Source organism: Hydrogenophaga sp. ANAO-22 (assembly GCF_042466645.1).
In the GTDB taxonomy this organism is placed as follows: domain Bacteria; phylum Pseudomonadota; class Gammaproteobacteria; order Burkholderiales; family Burkholderiaceae_C; genus Hydrogenophaga.
Map to the genome: position 1 here is coordinate 4448317 of NZ_CP159956.1, position 15377 is coordinate 4463693.

The 15377-nt window shown below is 63.7% G+C and carries 16 protein-coding genes; 8 read left to right on the forward strand and 8 right to left on the reverse strand.

The features are described 5' to 3' along the window. Nucleotides 1-8 precede the first annotated feature (8 nt). Entirely contained in the window at nucleotides 9-818 is an 810-nt protein-coding gene (locus ABSY19_RS21450) for an SDR family NAD(P)-dependent oxidoreductase (RefSeq protein WP_056278154.1), read from the reverse strand. A 130-nt stretch (nucleotides 819-948) separates the two neighbouring features. On the opposite strand from ABSY19_RS21450, the gene ABSY19_RS21455 reads away from it, so the two are divergent. The 5 genes from ABSY19_RS21455 (at nucleotide 949) to ABSY19_RS21475 (ending at nucleotide 5251) form a co-directional block, all read left to right on the forward strand. After that, nucleotides 949-1431, forward strand: a complete 483-nt coding sequence (locus ABSY19_RS21455; protein ID WP_056278151.1) for a MaoC family dehydratase — start codon at nucleotides 949-951, stop codon at nucleotides 1429-1431. 122 nt (nucleotides 1432-1553) lie between these two features. Next, on the forward strand, nucleotides 1554-2723 hold the full coding sequence (locus ABSY19_RS21460; protein WP_056278147.1) for an acetyl-CoA acetyltransferase: 1170 nt from the start codon (nucleotides 1554-1556) through the stop codon (nucleotides 2721-2723). Nucleotides 2724-2728: 5 nt separating this feature from the next. Then, a complete protein-coding gene (locus ABSY19_RS21465; RefSeq protein ID WP_034694630.1) occupies nucleotides 2729-3130 on the forward strand; it encodes a Zn-ribbon domain-containing OB-fold protein in 402 nt (133 codons plus the stop codon). A 16-nt stretch (nucleotides 3131-3146) separates the two neighbouring features. Further along, on the forward strand, nucleotides 3147-4379 hold the full coding sequence (locus tag ABSY19_RS21470; protein ID WP_056278144.1) for an acyl-CoA dehydrogenase family protein: 1233 nt from the start codon (nucleotides 3147-3149) through the stop codon (nucleotides 4377-4379). Nucleotides 4380-4423: 44 nt separating this feature from the next. Continuing rightward, nucleotides 4424-5251 (forward strand): alpha/beta fold hydrolase, encoded by an 828-nt coding sequence (locus ABSY19_RS21475; RefSeq protein WP_082586005.1) that lies wholly within the window; start codon nucleotides 4424-4426, stop codon nucleotides 5249-5251. A 59-nt stretch (nucleotides 5252-5310) separates the two neighbouring features. Here ABSY19_RS21475 and ABSY19_RS21480 read toward each other — a convergent pair whose 3' ends face one another. Genes ABSY19_RS21480 through ABSY19_RS21490 form a run of 3 tightly spaced genes read right to left on the reverse strand, consistent with a single transcriptional unit; the run spans nucleotide 5311 to nucleotide 8392 of the window. Further along, nucleotides 5311-6717, reverse strand: coding sequence for an MmgE/PrpD family protein (locus tag ABSY19_RS21480; protein WP_382155681.1), 1407 nt, complete (start codon nucleotides 6715-6717; stop codon nucleotides 5311-5313). Between the two features lie 7 nt (nucleotides 6718-6724). Further along, nucleotides 6725-7486: an enoyl-CoA hydratase-related protein gene (locus ABSY19_RS21485; RefSeq protein WP_056272141.1), complete on the reverse strand. Its 762-nt coding sequence runs from the start codon at nucleotides 7484-7486 to the stop codon at nucleotides 6725-6727. 30 nt (nucleotides 7487-7516) lie between these two features. Then, nucleotides 7517-8392, reverse strand: coding sequence for an IclR family transcriptional regulator (locus ABSY19_RS21490; protein WP_235501286.1), 876 nt, complete (start codon nucleotides 8390-8392; stop codon nucleotides 7517-7519). A gap of 143 nt (nucleotides 8393-8535) precedes the next feature. On the opposite strand from ABSY19_RS21490, the gene ABSY19_RS21495 reads away from it, so the two are divergent. Then, complete coding sequence (locus ABSY19_RS21495) at nucleotides 8536-9783, forward strand: CaiB/BaiF CoA-transferase family protein (RefSeq protein ID WP_056272136.1); 1248 nt, start codon at nucleotides 8536-8538, stop codon at nucleotides 9781-9783. 107 nt (nucleotides 9784-9890) lie between these two features. Beyond that, on the forward strand, nucleotides 9891-10016 hold the full coding sequence (locus ABSY19_RS21500; protein WP_268766295.1) for a hypothetical protein: 126 nt from the start codon (nucleotides 9891-9893) through the stop codon (nucleotides 10014-10016). A 331-nt stretch (nucleotides 10017-10347) separates the two neighbouring features. On the opposite strand, the gene ABSY19_RS21505 is transcribed toward ABSY19_RS21500, so the two are convergent. The 4 genes from ABSY19_RS21505 to ABSY19_RS21520 are packed head-to-tail and all read right to left on the reverse strand — an operon-like array spanning nucleotide 10348 to nucleotide 14451. Beyond that, nucleotides 10348-11319 carry a PDR/VanB family oxidoreductase gene (locus ABSY19_RS21505; protein WP_056272133.1) on the reverse strand — a complete coding sequence of 324 codons (972 nt, stop codon included), beginning with the start codon at nucleotides 11317-11319 and terminating at the stop codon, nucleotides 10348-10350. Between the two features lie 44 nt (nucleotides 11320-11363). Further along, a complete protein-coding gene (locus ABSY19_RS21510) occupies nucleotides 11364-12143 on the reverse strand; it encodes an SDR family NAD(P)-dependent oxidoreductase (RefSeq protein ID WP_056272130.1) in 780 nt (259 codons plus the stop codon). Between the two features lie 6 nt (nucleotides 12144-12149). Continuing rightward, complete coding sequence (locus ABSY19_RS21515) at nucleotides 12150-13130, reverse strand: tripartite tricarboxylate transporter substrate binding protein (protein ID WP_056272122.1); 981 nt, start codon at nucleotides 13128-13130, stop codon at nucleotides 12150-12152. A 46-nt stretch (nucleotides 13131-13176) separates the two neighbouring features. Next, a complete protein-coding gene (locus ABSY19_RS21520) occupies nucleotides 13177-14451 on the reverse strand; it encodes an aromatic ring-hydroxylating dioxygenase subunit alpha (RefSeq protein ID WP_056272119.1) in 1275 nt (424 codons plus the stop codon). A 152-nt stretch (nucleotides 14452-14603) separates the two neighbouring features. Here ABSY19_RS21520 and ABSY19_RS21525 point away from each other — a divergent pair, with 152 nt between their 5' ends. Continuing rightward, nucleotides 14604-15353 (forward strand): IclR family transcriptional regulator, encoded by a 750-nt coding sequence (locus tag ABSY19_RS21525; protein ID WP_056272116.1) that lies wholly within the window; start codon nucleotides 14604-14606, stop codon nucleotides 15351-15353. Nucleotides 15354-15377 lie beyond the last annotated feature (24 nt).

Consider the following 15377-nt stretch of genomic DNA (forward strand, 5'->3'; position numbering starts at 1 on the left):
TGGCCATGTCAGCCCGGTGTGCTCAAACCGCCGTTGACGCTGAGCGTCTGGCCGGTGATGGCATCGGACTCCGGTCCGGCCAAGAACGCCGCCGAGTTGGCGATGTTCTGGCAATGCACTGGAAACAGCATGCGCTTGCGCGGGTTCTCGATCATGCCCGCACCATGGCCGTCTTCGAGCGCTGGCGAGCCCGGACCCCAGCGCGGCTCGGCATCCCAGATGTAGCTCATCGCCACCGCGTTGACGCGAATGCCGTCGCGCCCCTGTTCACGTGCCAGCACGCGGCACATTTGCATCATGCCGCCTGTGGCACCGCCAATGAAAGATTCGCCGACCGTGGCCACGCGGCCCGCGGCGGTACCCACCGCGACGATCTTGCCGCGACCGTGCAGTGCCATGACGCGGGCGGCCGCCTGGATCGCATACACGCGGGTGAGCCAGTGGGCGCGGATGTAGTTGTCGAAGCCGCCGTCGCGCATTTCCTTGAAAAGGCGAAAGAACGGCAAGTCGGCACTGGCATCTGCGCCGCTGGCCACCAGGATGTCAAGGCGACCGTGGCGCTCGGCAACTCGATCCACCATGGCATGAACCGCATCGCTATTGGTCAGGTCGGCTTGTTCAAACGTGGCGCTGTAGCCGTTCGCAGCGATCTCGTTGATCACCGCCTGCCCGGCTTCGGGATTGCGGCCGTTGACGACCACGTGCGCGCCGCGCCGCGCCAACTCCAGCGCTATGGCACGACCGATGAAGGCCGTGGCACCGGTGACGAGGGCGATCTGGCCCTGAAGTGGACCGCCAGTCAAGGGTGCTGGGTTCATCCGCTGTTCTCCGGCGCTGGATACATAAAAACCCGACTTTGTCAAAACAGCGGGACAGGCCGATCGAGGGATTGCCCGCAGAGGACCACTTTCATCCATCACCACCCCCCATCCATCACCGGACTTCAAAATGACCAAGCTGACCGACAGTGCCAAGTCGCATCATTTCAAGACGCACCGGCGCACCATCAGCGAAACCGACATCGTCACCTTCGTCAATGTGGTCGGCTTGCATGAACCATTTTTCATCGACATGGAGTACATCCGGGAGAACATGACCGGATCGCATCGCAGCCGCTTTGCGCCCGGCCCGATGGTCATCTCGCTAGGCATGGGGCTGCTGGCGACTTACGTGGCGGGCATCATCAAGGGCACGCTCAAAGGCCACGAAGTCGGCCCGTTCGGCGGTATGACCGGCGTACAGGCGCGCCTGCGCGGTGCGCTGTTTCCGGGCGACACCATTCATGTCGAAGGGGAGGCCCGGTTGCTCCCCACGACCTCGCGCGGCTACACCCTGATGGAGTTGCAACATTTGGTGATCAATCAGCGTGGCGAGACCATTGCCGACTTCACTGAAACCATTACTTTTTTGCCTGCTGCTCCGGCTCCATGAATTTTGAACTTTCGTGAGTCGTTTGCCTGTGGCAGCCCGTCTACGACTCGCGACGTCAAAGGGCCGGATCAACAGTACAGACCGGGTGGACCGGGATATTCAACACTAGGAAACTTCCAACTATGACAAAACGAGAAGCTGTGATCGTCGGCGTTGCCGACCTGCCACTGAAGGACGGCAAGGTCCTTGCGCCCATGTCGGTCCTGCAGGCCCAGGCGCTGGTCGCCCGCGACGCCTTGAAGGACGCCGGCATCGCCATGCACGAAGTCGATGGGTTGCTGACCGCCGGTATGTGGGGGGTGCCCGGTCCGGGCCAGTTGCCGACCGTGACGCTGTCGGAGTACCTGGGGATTACGCCGCGCTTCGTCGACGGCACCAACATCGGCGGCTCGGCCTTCGAGGCGCATGTGGCGCATGCCGCCACCGCCATCGAGGCTGGCCGCTGCGAGGTGGCGCTGATCACTTACGGTAGCCTGCAGAAGAGCGAGATGAGCCGCAACCTCGCCGGGCGCCCGGCGGTGCTGACCATGCAGTACGAGACGCCTTGGGGCATGCCCACGCCGGTGGGCGGCTATGCGATGGCGGCCAAGCGCCACATGCACGAATATGGCACCACCTCCGAGAACCTGGCCGAGATCGCGGTGGCCACGCGCAAGTGGGCGGCGCTCAATCCGGCGGCCACCATGCGCGAGCCGCTGTCGATCGAGGATGTGCTCCAGAGCACGATGATCTCCGACCCGCTGCACCTGCTCGATATCTGTCTGGTCACCGACGGTGGTGGCGCGTTGGTCATGACCACCGCCGAGCACGCCAAGGCGCTCGGTCGCAAGCCGGTGTTCGTGCGCGGTTACGGCGAATCACACACCCACTGGACCATCGCCGCCATGCCCGACCTAGCGCGCCTGACGGCCGCCGAAGTGGCCGGTCGGGACGCCTTTGCCATGGCGGGCATCCGGCATGACGCCATTGACGTGGTTGAGGTCTATGACTCGTTCACCATCACCGTGCTGCTGACGCTCGAAGCGCTGGGCTTTTGCAAGCGTGGCGAGGGTGGAGCCTTTGTCGCCAACCAGCGCACCGCGCCGGGCGGTGTATTCCCGCTTAACACCAACGGCGGCGGTCTGTCTTACGCACACCCCGGCATGTACGGCATCTTCCTGCTGATCGAGGCGGTGCGCCAGTTGCGCGGTGAATGCGGCCCGCGCCAGATCCAGGACGCCGTGACCGCGCTGGTCCACGGCACCGGCGGCACGCTCTCCAGCGGTGCCACTTGCATTCTCTCCACCCGGTGAACACCATGTACGACAAACCCCTGCCCGTCATCGATGGCGAGAGCCGCTCCTATTGGGACGCCCTGAAACAACATCGCCTGACACTCAAGCGCTGCCATGACTGTGGCAAGCACCATTTCTATCCGCGCGTCCTGTGCCCGCACTGCCATTCCGACGCCGTCGAATGGGTCGATGCGCGCGGCACCGGCACCATTTACAGCTACACCATCGCGCGCCGGCCGGCCGGTCCGGCCTTCAAGGCCGACACCCCCTACGTGGTGGCGGTGATCGACCTCGACGAGGGCGCGCGCATGATGACCAACATCGTCACCGACGATGTGGAGGCGGTGCGCATCGGCCAGCGTGTGACGGTGCAGTACGACGACGTGACCGACGAGGTCACGCTGCCGAAGTTCCGGCTGTTGTAGCGCCGAGGTTTCCCATATGGACTTCACCATCGATCCCGATACCGTGGCGATTGCCGAGGCAGTGCTGCGCTTCGTGGAGCGCGAAGTGCTGCCACTGCAGCAGCGCCACCACGATCTGCTGGGCAGCGAACGCACTTTGTTCGACGCCAGCGGCCGTTATGTGCCCGAGGCGCTGGCGCTGCGCCAGCAGGTGCGCAAGCGCTCCGCGGAACTGGGCTTCTACACCTTGTTCGGCGACGAAAAACTGGGTGGTGGCGGGCAGGGCGCGCAGGTCATGGCCCATGTGCAGGAGAGCCTCAACCACTGCGTGGGTCCGGCCCAGCCGCTGGTGCAGACGGTGGTGCTGCCCTCGCCCTTCACCAACGGTCTGTCGCCTGTGCTGCGGCATCTGAAGCCGGACATCTTCGCGCAGTACCGCGACGACATCGCCAGCGGCGACAAGACCCTGTGTTTTGGTCTGAGCGAGCCCGATGCGGGCTCCGATGTATTCGGCATGCAAACCCGCGCCGTGCGCGACGGTGACGAATGGGTGCTCACCGGCACCAAGCAGTGGATAACCAACTCGCCCTACGCCGATTACGCCATGGTGTTCGCGCTGACCGACCCCGAAGCCGCAGCGCGCCACAAGGGTGGTGTCACCGGTTTCTTCGTCGACACGCGCGCGTCAGGTTTTTCAGTGCCGCGCATCATCAACACCATGGGTCACCTAGGCGGCGACACCGGCGTCATCGTGCTCGACGGCGTGCGTGTGCGCGACGACCACCGGCTCGGCGACGTCGGGCACGGCTTGGCGGTGGCCATGGACGGCGTCAACGCCGGGCGCATGGGCATGGCTGCATCCTGCCTGGGCTTGGCCCGCTGGGCGCTGGACCAGGCGGTGGACTACGCCAAGGTGCGAAAAACCTTTGGCGTGCCCATTGCCGAGCACCAGGCCATCCAGCTCATGCTGGCCGACAGCGCGATGGACATCTACGCTGCCAAGACCATGATTCAGAACTGTGCCTGGCGCCTGGACAGCGGCCGCTCAGCCAACGCACAGGTCAGTATGGTCAAGGCATTTTCGACCGAGATGCTGGGGCGCGTGATGGACCGCAGCATCCAGATCCACGGCGGCATGGGCCTGACCAACGAACTGCGCCTGGAAGAGGGCTACCGCTTCGCCCGCGTGATGCGTATACCCGACGGTACGGGCGAAATCCAGCGCCGCACCGTCGCGCGCCAACTGCTGACTGGACAGGCCGACCTGTAGGCTGTGTGGATCCTCTGCAATGCCCAACCCGGAGGCAGATTGACATGATGAAAAAGAACGAAATGAAGGAACACGAACTGTTTGCGGGAGGCCATCGGCTGGCCGCCACCACCTGGGGTGATGTGGGCAACGGGCAGCCGACCATCGTGATGATGCATGGCGGTCTGGACTGCATCACCACCTGGAAAGACCTGCCTCAGGTGTTGGCCGAAGCCAGCGGCTGGCCGGTGCTGGCCTATGACCGGTATGGTTATGGGCGATCCGAGAGTCTGGTGGGTGGGCGCGAGCCCAGCTACCGGCGTGAAGAGGCTGGGCCGGTGCTTGGCGAGGTGTTGCGCCACTTTGGAATCCACAAGGCGTTGATGTTCGGCCACAGTGATGGAGGAGCCATGTCGGTGCTGGCTGCGGCGGCGCATCCTGAGCTGGTATGCGGCGTTTTTGCCTGCTCGCCAACCATGGCTGTGGATCAGTTCATGGTGGACGCCATGGCCGTCGCGCGGCGCGCGTTTGAGCAAGACGGCTTGCGCGAAAAACTTCGTCGCCACCATGGCGACAACACCGACACCATGTTCTGGGGCTGGTACGAGCCCTGGGCCAGCCCGCAGGCACTTCAATGGGACATGAGCGTCGAGCTTGCCGCAGTGCGTTGTCCGGTCTCCGTGTTGTTCGGCAATGACGATGAATATGGCTGGCGGCCCAGCGCGATTGCATTGTTTCGCCACGGTCTGATGCCGCTTGAAGTGACGGCGCTGCCTGGAGTTGGTCACCATCCGCAGCAGCTGGCCCGTGGGGAGACCAGGAGCATGTTGCAGCGCTTGTTTTGCCGCATTGGGCGCAGCCCTTCCGCGGAGAGCAAAAACGCCGACCAATGAGGGGTATTGCACGTCTCTTTTTTTTCCGCACGCCAGCCTGCCCGCACCAATAAACGCTGTTAGTGTCGATCAGCGCACGCTTGGCGAGCCAGCATGCCTGCCAGCGGCGAGAGGTCGGTCAGTTCGTCGAGCCGTGCCACCAGGTCTATCAGCTCGTCGCACTCGTCAGGTATGAGCACAGACTTGACCAGCAGGCGAAACTTTTCCTCCAGGCGCTGCTGCTGCTCCAGCAGGTCGCTGGCTGGGCGCCCACTGTCGTAGCGTTGGCGCAGCACTGTGCCGCTCTGAGTCTCGATCACCACCTCGCTGAGGGTGAGGTCCGGGCATTGAGGTGCGAGCAAAACCTGCACCCGATCACGCAGCGCCACCACCTCGGGCGCGTATACGGCTTCGTCACTGAACGCGTCCAATCCGGCGGTGTCGACCCCGGCCAGCGCCATCGCTACCGTGTGACGGAGACTGAACTTGGCCTCCAGCCCGGTGCGCGGCTCCGCGATGTTGCATACACCCTCGCAGGCGGAACTGGCACGCACCGTCACGCGGCACACGTCATCAACCCGCAGTGCGTGTTGCAGGCGCAAGTGGCTCGCGGCCTCAATGGCGGCATGTGTGCCATAACAGGCGGCGTGGAACTTGAACAGGTTGTGGCGCAGATGCCAGCCGCCGTTCGGCGTGGCCACCGCAGCTCCCAGCGACGCGGTACCACCGTGCGTGGCGATGAGGCCTTGCGGACATTCAATCGCATCGGCACGGCTGGTGAAGCCGCGTGCGGCCAACTGGGCCGCCTGCAGGCCGTCGGCACTGGCCCGCCCGGCATGCAAGGGTTTGCACATGGTGCCGAACATCGATTTCAGCCCAGCCGCCATGGTGCTGGCGATGCCCAGCGCGGTCGCGGTGTCGTCGGCATCGAGTTGCAGCAAGCGTGCGCAGGCGGCGGCCGCACCGAGCGTGCCTAGCGTGGCTGTGGTGTGGAAGCCGTTGGAATACTGTGCGTCGCCGCACACCAACCCCAACTGGCACATGGTTTCGTAGCCGGCGGCGAAGGCCGTCATGAAGTCGCGTCCGCTGGCGCCGCGCGATTCGGCCAGGGCGAGCAAGGCCGGGATCAGGACCACCGAGGGGTGGCCGGTGCAGGCCATGTTGACGTCGTCATAGTCGAGTGCGTGCGAGGCCGAGCCATTGATCAATGCCGCCTGCCGGCTGGAGGTCGTCATGGCGTGCCCGACGACGGTGGCCTGGGCATACCCACCCTGTTCACGGGCTTCTTCGGCCAGCATGTGAACCAGTGGCTCGCACGCGCCAGCCAGCGTCACCCCGATCCAGTCGAGCAGGCATTGCCGGACCCGCAGGCGCACGTCCTCCGGGAGATCGGTGTAGCACAGGTCAGCGCAGCGCGCGGCCAGTTCCCGCGTGATGTCAGCGATTTGGATAGCGGACGACGGTGCGGGTTTTCTGGTTGTGGTCATGCTCATTTCAGTGCCCCTTCCAGACCGGTTTGCGCTTTTCCCGGAAAGATTGCGGGCCTTCCAGGGCATCTTCACTGAGGTAGACGGCATCAAACGCTCGGTTGGAGGCGCGCAGCGCGGCGGTGCGGCCCATCTCGGTGGACAGGCGCACCATTTCTTTGGCCGCGCGCACCGTCAGTGGCGCATTGGCCATGAGCCGGGTCGCCAGCTCTTTGGCCCCTTGCAATGCTTGCCCCTTGGGCATCAGGCGGTTGATGTAGCCGAGTTCGTAGGCGCGCTGCGCTGTCAGCGGGTCGCCGGTCATCGCGACTTCCATCAGAATGCGCTGCGGCAGCATGTGGATGACCGGCGAGGCCCACGGCATGCCGCGCCCGACCTTGGCCTCCGTGATGGCGAATTTGGCGGTTTCGTCGGCCACGCACAGGTCGCACATCTGCGAGAGCAGCCAACCGCCTGCATAGGCATAGCCCTGCACGGCAGCGATGACGGGCTTGGTGACCTCGATGTTGTCGCCGAGCACGGCGATGAAGCCCGCTGGCGGGATGCGCAGTTGAGTGTCTGCGGCTTCCACCAGGTCCATGCCGGCGCAGAAATTGTCACCGGCGCCGGTGAGGATGGCCACCTGCGCCTGCCCGTCAGCTTCGAAGCGGCGCCAGACCTCAAAAAAGCCTTCGCGCACGGCGCGATTCAGCGCATTGCGGCGCTCGGGCCGGTTGATGGTGATGACGGCAATGCCGTCGTTCACTTCGTAAAGCAGTTCATTGTTCATGGGGGTGTCTCCTTTTGAAGTTTGTGCCTGTTACCGCGAGCGGCGGGTCTGGGGCATTGGTCTGGCTTGATTCGTTGCCACCTCACGCGATTCCGGTCCCGCACGGTAGCCGAGTGCCCCCGAGATGCTTGCGGCGAGTTCCATCACCAGGTGCTGCAGCGCATCGGCGACGGCGCGACCGCGCTCGATCGGCGCGGCGATGATCAGCGCTGCGTTCACGCGCCCGTCAGGTTCGAAGATCGGGGCCGAAAAGCCGGCAACGTCAGGTGTCACTTCTCCGAATGTGACCGCCACCCCTCTCACCCGGGCTTCCTCGATGATCCGCGCCAGTTGCGCCGGGTCGGTGACCGAGTGCTCGGTCATGGCCCGCAGATCGGCCCGGCGCAGGTAGTCACGCCGCCATGCCTCTTCCTGGAACGCGAGCAGCACGCGCCCGGCGGACGAGGCAAACAGCGGCCGTGTCGTGCCGACTGGCACGGCGTATCGAATCGTCCGGGTGCTCTCGAAGATCGGGTTGTAGACGAGCCGATCTGCGGTGCGGTCGATTCTGGCGATCAGGGCGGTCTCGCCGGATCGCGCCACTGCCTCCCGCAGGAAGGGCAGGGCCACAACGTCGAGCGAGCGGGCCGACACCAGAGATGCCCCTAGTGAGAACGCCTCGGGGCCCAGTTCATACAGGTCATTGCTGCGCTGCAGGTAGCCATGCGCCGTGAGGCCGCGCAACAGCGAGAGTACGCTGGTTTTTGGTGCATTCAACGCCAAGCACAACGGGGTCAGGGCCAAGCCAGCAGGGCGGTCGGCCAGTATCCGCAGCAGCCGCAGCACGCGGGTCACGGCCATGGGAGAAGCCTCCGCGCGGGTATTGATGCCTGTGCATTCGCGCAAGCTGGCCGTGGGCATGTTCATAGAATCGAAGCCTCCTTGTGTTCTGATATGGGAACATTTGTTTGGTAATCAGAATATCGTTAGGATGGACGGCCGTCAATCCGGTTTTTCCTCAGCACTCGGCGCTGAGGCAGCCTGGCATCGAGAAATCAGAGGAGACACAGATGACAAGCCAACACAAGCAGGCAGCACCCGCCGGGCCACTCGAGGGCGTGCGGGTGATCGACCTCAGCGCGGTGCTGATGGGGCCCTACGCCACCCAGATCTTTGGCGACCATGGCGCGGACGTGATCAAGATTGAATCCCCTGAGGGCGACTCGACACGCTGGATCGGCCCCGGACGCCATCCCGGCATGGGTCCGCTGTTCCTGCACCTGAACCGCAACAAGCGCAGCGTGGCGCTTGACCTCAAATCGCCGGAGGGCGCGGCTGCGATGCGGCGCCTGATCGAAGGCGCCGATGTCTTCGTGCACAACCTCCGCCCGGCCTCCATCGCCCGGCTCGGGCTGGACTACGAGAGCGTCTCGATGATCAATCCACGCATCATCTGGTGCGGCGTGTACGGTTACGGCGAGGACGGTCCCTACGCCGGCCGCCCGGCCTATGACGACCTGATCCAGGGCGCGGTCGGCATCGCCGCCTTACAGCAGCAAAGCGGGGCGAGCGAGCCGCGCTACGTGCCGCTGACGATTGCCGACCGCATGGTCGGCCTGCATGCAGCGCACAGCGTGGCCATGGCGCTGTACGGGCGCGAGCGCAACGGACGCGGCTGCCGCATCGATGTGCCGATGTTCGAAACCATGGCCAGCGTGGTGCTTTCGGACCACCTATATGGGCGCACCTTCGAGCCGCCCAGTGGTGACGCTGGCTACGTGCGGCTGTTGTCGCCCGGGCGCCGGCCATACGAAACCAGCGACGGCTACATCTGCGCGCTGGTATACAACGACGGCCACTGGCAGCGTTTTCTGCATGCCATCGAGCGCGACGATTTGCGGGTCGATCCGCGCTTCGCCGACTTGGCCAGCCGCACCCGCCACATTGACGAGGTGTACGGCTTTCTGGGCCAGACGCTATGCGTGCAAAGCACCGCGCACTGGTTGGAGCTGTTCGAAGACATCGACGTGCCGGCGGTGCCTCTGAACACCGTCGAATCACTGTTGGATGACCCACACTTGGCGGCGGTGGGCTTCTTCCGTCAGGTCGAGCACCCGAGCGAAGGAGCGATGCGTACCTTTGGCGCGCCAGCGCGCTGGGTGGGTTACGACGTCAGCAAGCTGGCGCCCGCGCCGCGATTGGGGGAGCACACCGAATCGGTGCTGCGCGAATGCGGCTTTGATGCAGTTGCGCTGGCGTCCTTGCTGGTTGGTGGCGCAGCGGTTCCACTCCTCGCCGATGCGGAGGTGTCAGAATGAGGCTTCCGGCATCAAACGCGACTCGACTGGTCAGCGCGTTGGGCCCCAATTCCGTGGATGGGCAAATGCAAGGATAGCGTTGATGAAGCGGGCTGGAAGATGCTTTTTTGACCATTGATGACCCTGCCCGTATCGCGTTCATCGACATCCACCCCGACCAGAAGGCGCTCAACGCGGTGCAGTTCTCGCGCAACGCCCACGCCTACTACGCCAGTCTGGGTGTGCGCATCTAGCTCCCGCTCATCGACAACGGAGCGGCCTTCCGCTTAAGAGACTTCGCACAGGCCTGCCAAGATTTGGGTATTTGTGACCGAATACCAGCTCGTGGCGGTCCCAAACCAGCGGCAAGGTCGAGCGCTTCATCCAGTCGGATCTGAGCCAATGGGTCTATGGCTTCGCTTACCAGAACTCCAGCGAGCACACTGCTGCGTCGGACCATTGGAATCACCACTACAACTGGCACCTTGGAGTTGGAGTTGGAGTTGGAGTTGACCCGATTTCGTGACCTGCTCGGCGGTGTGTTCAAACCGGCCAAGCGCGCAACCTATCCAAACAACACCGGTCTTAGAGATCCAGTACCAACAAATTGGAACGACAACCCGACACACAGATCATCATCGACTTGTTGGCTGCTCGCTCTTGCTGTGTCAGGATGCTGTCCCGGTGATCCACCTCGCCAGCCAGAACTTTGGTTTCGCAGGCACCGCAGATCCCCTCCTTGCAGCTGTAGCTAGGAATGATGCCCGCATCCATCATGGCGTCGAGAATGGTCGAACCAGCCGGCACTTGAATGATCCTCTGACTCCGGCGCAGTTCTACGGTGCAGCCATTGGCGTTGAAGGGCGGCGTCCCCACAGGTTCCACGGCGGCGAACCGTTCCAGATGCACGTGGGTGTATCCCAGACCGTCGCAAGCCTTCTGGAACGCGTCCAGCATGGGGCCGGGGCCGCAGCCATAGAAATGGGTATCGGCCGGATACGCTGCCAGCAGTGTTGGCAGGTCGGGAGACGCACCGACTTCGTCATCGAAGTGGTACCGCACTTTGAGCTGGCCTGACTCCATCGATTCCAGCACTTGCAAGAACGCAGCATCCCGGCGGGAACGAGCGAAATAGAGCAGCTCGGCAGATCGACCCAGCGAAGCCAGTCGATTGAGCATGCACAGCATAGGTGTGATGCCGATGCCACCTGCAACCAGCACGGAGTGCTGAGCACGTTCTTCCAGCGGAAAATTGTCGCGAGGCACCGAGATGTCCAGAACATCGCCCACGCGAACCTTCTCGTGGACATACTTCGACCCCCCACGGCTCTGACGATCCTTGAGAACGCCCACCACGTAGCGTTGCTTATCGGTGATCGGGTTCATCAGCGAGTAGCTGCGAACCAAGCCGTTTCCCAGATGAAGGTCGATATGTGAGCCAGCGGCATGAGGTGGGAAGACAGTGTCTGGTGTGGCTGGCCTAAATTCGACACTAACAACGCCGGGGGCTTCAAGCCTCATGTTGTAGACAAGTGCAGAAAGCTTGGATGTTGACATTGCGGAGTTCTAGACAAGAACCTTGGGGAACATGTCCCCAATAGCTACATGATGTGCAAGCCACCGTCGACCATCAGCGTGGTCCCGGTGATGAAGGAGGCCTCGCTGGACGCTAGCCACACGATGGGCCAGGCAATCTCTTCCGGCGAGGCCCAGCGCCCGATCAGCGAAGTATCCTTGCGCTCGGTCCTGAGCTGCTCGACGCTCTTGCCCGAGCCCTGCGCGCGGCCGACGTGAAAATCCGTCAGCGTGGAACCGGGGCACACCGCGTTGGCGCGCACGCCGTGCGACGACTCCTCGAACGCGAGGCTGCGCGTGTAGGCCAGTTGCGCGGCCTTGGTCGCGTCGTACAGCGCCATGCCCTTGCGGCCGGTGACCGCGTAACACGACGAGACGTTGACGATGCTGCCCGCGCCCGATTGCCGCAGCGCCGGCAAGGCCGCGGCGCAGTAGTTGGACATGCCCACCAGGTTCACGCCCACCATGGCCTGCCACTCGGCGGGCGTGGCGTCGGCGGCGGCCGAGTAGTTGCGCATGGCGGCGTTGTTTACCAGGATGTCCAGGCCACCGAGCTGCGCGTTGCATTGCTGCACGGCGGCGCGCGCGGCGACCTCGTCGGCCACGTTGGCCGCCACGCACAGCACGCGCGCGCCGGGCAGGGCCTGCACGATGGCTTGGCGGGTGCGCTCCAGCGCCTGGGCGTCGGCATCCACCAGCAGCACGGCCGCGCCTTCGCGACAGAACAGCGTGGCCGCCGCGGCGCCAATGCCGGCACCGCCGCCCGTGATCAGCGCGGTCTTCTCAGCGAGTCGGGGTGCGCTCATGTCGGCTCACTCTGCCTTGGCGCCGGTGTCCTTGATGACCTTGCCCCAGCGCACGATCTCGGTGCCGATCCAGTCGCTGAACTGCTTGGGCGAGCTCGCGACGATTTCGAACTCCATCTCGTGCAGGCGCTTCTGGATGTCGGGCGAGTTGAGAATGCGCACCATCTCCTCGTGGTAGCGGTTGATGATGTCCGGCGGCGTGCCGGCCGGCGCGAGCAGACCGATCCACGAGGTGGCCTCGAAGTCCTTCAGCCCCGACTCGCTGAGAGTCGGGATGTCCGGTGTACTCGGAAAACGTTTCGGGCCGGTGGAGGCCAGCAGCTTGAGACGCCCCTCCTTCACGAAGCCCTGCACGTTGCCGGGCACGAAGAAGCCGGCCTGGATGTTGCCCGCGATCAGATCGGCCACGGCTGGCCCGGCGCCGCGGTAGGGAATGTGCGTCATGCGGAAGTTCGCCCCCGACTTCATCATTTCCATGGTGAGGTGCGAGGCGCTGCCCATGGCCACCGAGCCGTAGGCATACTTGGTCGGGTTGGCCCTGGCCTTGGCGATGAAGTCCTTCACATCGGTGATGCCGGTGGCCGGGTTCACCACCAGGTATTGCGGCGACTTCACCGCCAGCGTGATGGGCGCGAGATCCTTGGTAGGGTCGTACGGCATCTTGTCGAACAGGGTGACGTTGATCGCCAGCGGCCCGTTGTAGCCGATCAGCAGGGTGTGGCCGTCCGGCGCGGCGCGGCTCACCTCGTATGCACCGATGTTGCCCCCCGCACCAGGTTTGTTCTCGACCACAAATGGCTGGCCGAGCGCCTCCTGCAGCTTCGGCCCGATCAGGCGAGCGAGCACGTCGTTGGTGCTGCCGACGATGGGCACGATGATGCGCACCGGCTTGCTGGGCTTCCAGTCGGACGCGCCTTGCGCCCAGGCGGCAGTGGCCGCGCAGGCCGCGAGCGCGACAGCCGCCGCGAGTTTCAGGTGGGTTTTCATAGGTGTCTCCGGTGCTGTCTGTCGTGGGGTGGAAAAGTGAAGTCGCTCAAAGGCTGAAGACCGGTTTTTTCGTCGCGTCGGCGAGCTGCTCGCGTGCCCACGCAACGGGGTCCTGTTCCTTGGGCAGCAGCACTCCGGCGGGGCGCACGTGCTGTGCGCTTGGGTCCAGCGCGGGCGGGGTCTGGCCATCTGCCAAGCCGAGCGCGGCCTCATGCAACATGCGGCGCGCCATCACGATAGCCTTGTCAGTGGGCAGTAGCTTTTCGGCCTCGTGATTCTGGATCGTGCCCATGCTTTCCTGCAGCGAATAGTCCTGCGCGGAGAAGCCGAACACGCCGCTGTAAGAGCGGTCTTCGCGTTGCGCCACGCGGTCCATGCAGTAGTCGTTGTCGCGGTTTTGCTTGGGGATGAAGCTGCCGGGCGCTTCGTATTCGACATGAATGCCCTTACCTTCTTCCATCGCGGTGCGTTCTTCGTCGGTGAGGGGATGGGCAGGCTGCCAGTTGATGCTCCAAGCCCAGCAGCTATGGTCGTCGATCGGCACCCACACATGCCCGCCCAGCGCATGCTCGCCAAACGGCGCGATCAGCGTGAACCAGGGGAACAGCCACTGCGTGATGCGCCAGTAATACGAATCGGGTTCGCCGTTGCGGCGGCCGAACAGACTCAGGCCGAAGGGCGTCTGCTCGATCTCGAACTTCACGTTGCCGTCGGCCTTGATGTAGTCCAGCGCCTTCACTCCCTGGTGCATCGGGTCGGTATCCACCTCGTAGCGGTGCACGTAAGAGACGTGTGCGGTGTCGATGCCGCCTTCCATGGCCTGCAGCCAGTTGCTGTACTGCAGGCGCTTGGAGACATACACATGTTCGGGCGGCAGCGTGCACCACTCCAGCTCGGGCGGTGCGGGCTGCTGATCGGCCGGGCCCATATAGGTCCACACGATGCCACCGCGCTCCACGCAAGGGTAGCCCTTTATGTGCATGCGCGCGCAAGCCTGAGGCGCGGACGGCACGTCCACACATTGCCCCATGCCGTCGAACTTCACGCCGTGGTAGGCGCAGCGGATGCCGTTGTGCTCGTTGCGGCCGAAGTACAGCGACACGCCTCGGTGCGAGCAGAATTCGCCGATCAGGCAAGCCTTGCCATCGCTATTGCGAAAGGCGAGCAGCTTCTCGCCCAGCAGTTGCACGCGCACCTGCGGCCCGTCGGCTTCGGGGATTTCGCTCGATGCCAGTGCCGGCACCCAGTAGCGGCGCATCAGGTTGCCCATGCGCGTGCCGGGACCGACGCGGGTGAGCGCTTCAGACATTTCCTTGTTCATAGACAGGTCTCCAAAATTGATCGGCATGTCCACTGCATGACATTACAGTCCATTTTACGGACCGATTGAGCTCTGTCAAGTTTTGAATAGTCAGTCCATCAAGTGGACTGGTTGGCGGGTACCATGATAGAAGTGCAACCTTGGGTGGAGTTATGGGACCAACTGAAAAACCGGGCGAGAGTGTCCGGGCCGTGGACAGAGCGCTGGAAATCCTCATGGCGTTCACGGCAACCGACCACCAACTGACAGCGGGTGAGCTGCTCAAGCGGGTGGACCTGAGCCGTCCAACCCTGTACAGGCTGTTGCGCACGCTGGAACACAGCGGGTTCATCGTGTCGTCCGGTGATCCTCAGCGCTTCGAATTAGGTCCCTCGGTGGCGCACCTTGCACACGTGTGGAGCTCCAGTCTTGACATAGCGACCCTGGCGCAACCGATGCTGCGCCGCTTGTGGGACCAGACGGGCGAGACTGTTGCCTTGCTTGTTCACCAGGGCAACAGTCGAATCTGTGTGGCCGAATTGCCCAGCGCACAGCCGCTCAGTTTCAAACGCGGCTTGGGCTATCGGGAAGACGTGACGTTGGGCGCTAGCGGGCGTGCCATCCTTGCCCATGTTCCCACACCCGAAAGCTATCTGAACAAGAGCGGAGAAGCCGTCAATGTATCGGCCTATCTCGACAGGCTGCAGCAGATCCGGGAACAGGGGTATGCGATAAGCCGGGACGAATTGATCCAGGGCGCGGTGGCGGTTGCTGTGCCGTTTTTTCTGGGGAACGACAAAGTCATGGGGTCTTTGGCCGTTTTCGGTCCTGGTGTGCGCGTGGACCAAGCGCGTGTCAGCGTATTTGTTACGCTCCTCAAGGAAGAAGCACGGAAACTCTCGCAAGCACTTGGGCAGCGCTAGCTAGCTTCAAGGGGCCGGCCGGGG

What these genes read in the sequence shown, in the direction of transcription:
- ABSY19_RS21450 (WP_056278154.1), bottom strand. Translation starts at nt 818, where the DNA reads ATGAACCCAGCACCCTTGACTGGCGGTCCACTTCAGGGCCAGATCGCC.
- ABSY19_RS21455 (WP_056278151.1), top strand. Translation starts at nt 949, where the DNA reads ATGACCAAGCTGACCGACAGTGCCAAGTCGCATCATTTCAAGACGCAC.
- ABSY19_RS21460 (WP_056278147.1), top strand. Translation starts at nt 1,554, where the DNA reads ATGACAAAACGAGAAGCTGTGATCGTCGGCGTTGCCGACCTGCCACTG.
- ABSY19_RS21465 (WP_034694630.1), top strand. Translation starts at nt 2,729, where the DNA reads ATGTACGACAAACCCCTGCCCGTCATCGATGGCGAGAGCCGCTCCTAT.
- ABSY19_RS21470 (WP_056278144.1), top strand. Translation starts at nt 3,147, where the DNA reads ATGGACTTCACCATCGATCCCGATACCGTGGCGATTGCCGAGGCAGTG.
- ABSY19_RS21475 (WP_082586005.1), top strand. Translation starts at nt 4,424, where the DNA reads ATGATGAAAAAGAACGAAATGAAGGAACACGAACTGTTTGCGGGAGGC.
- ABSY19_RS21480 (WP_382155681.1), bottom strand. Translation starts at nt 6,717, where the DNA reads ATGACCACAACCAGAAAACCCGCACCGTCGTCCGCTATCCAAATCGCT.
- ABSY19_RS21485 (WP_056272141.1), bottom strand. Translation starts at nt 7,486, where the DNA reads ATGAACAATGAACTGCTTTACGAAGTGAACGACGGCATTGCCGTCATC.
- ABSY19_RS21490 (WP_235501286.1), bottom strand. Translation starts at nt 8,392, where the DNA reads ATGAACATGCCCACGGCCAGCTTGCGCGAATGCACAGGCATCAATACC.
- ABSY19_RS21495 (WP_056272136.1), top strand. Translation starts at nt 8,536, where the DNA reads ATGACAAGCCAACACAAGCAGGCAGCACCCGCCGGGCCACTCGAGGGC.
- ABSY19_RS21505 (WP_056272133.1), bottom strand. Translation starts at nt 11,319, where the DNA reads ATGTCAACATCCAAGCTTTCTGCACTTGTCTACAACATGAGGCTTGAA.
- ABSY19_RS21510 (WP_056272130.1), bottom strand. Translation starts at nt 12,143, where the DNA reads ATGAGCGCACCCCGACTCGCTGAGAAGACCGCGCTGATCACGGGCGGC.
- ABSY19_RS21515 (WP_056272122.1), bottom strand. Translation starts at nt 13,130, where the DNA reads ATGAAAACCCACCTGAAACTCGCGGCGGCTGTCGCGCTCGCGGCCTGC.
- ABSY19_RS21520 (WP_056272119.1), bottom strand. Translation starts at nt 14,451, where the DNA reads ATGAACAAGGAAATGTCTGAAGCGCTCACCCGCGTCGGTCCCGGCACG.
- ABSY19_RS21525 (WP_056272116.1), top strand. Translation starts at nt 14,604, where the DNA reads ATGGGACCAACTGAAAAACCGGGCGAGAGTGTCCGGGCCGTGGACAGA.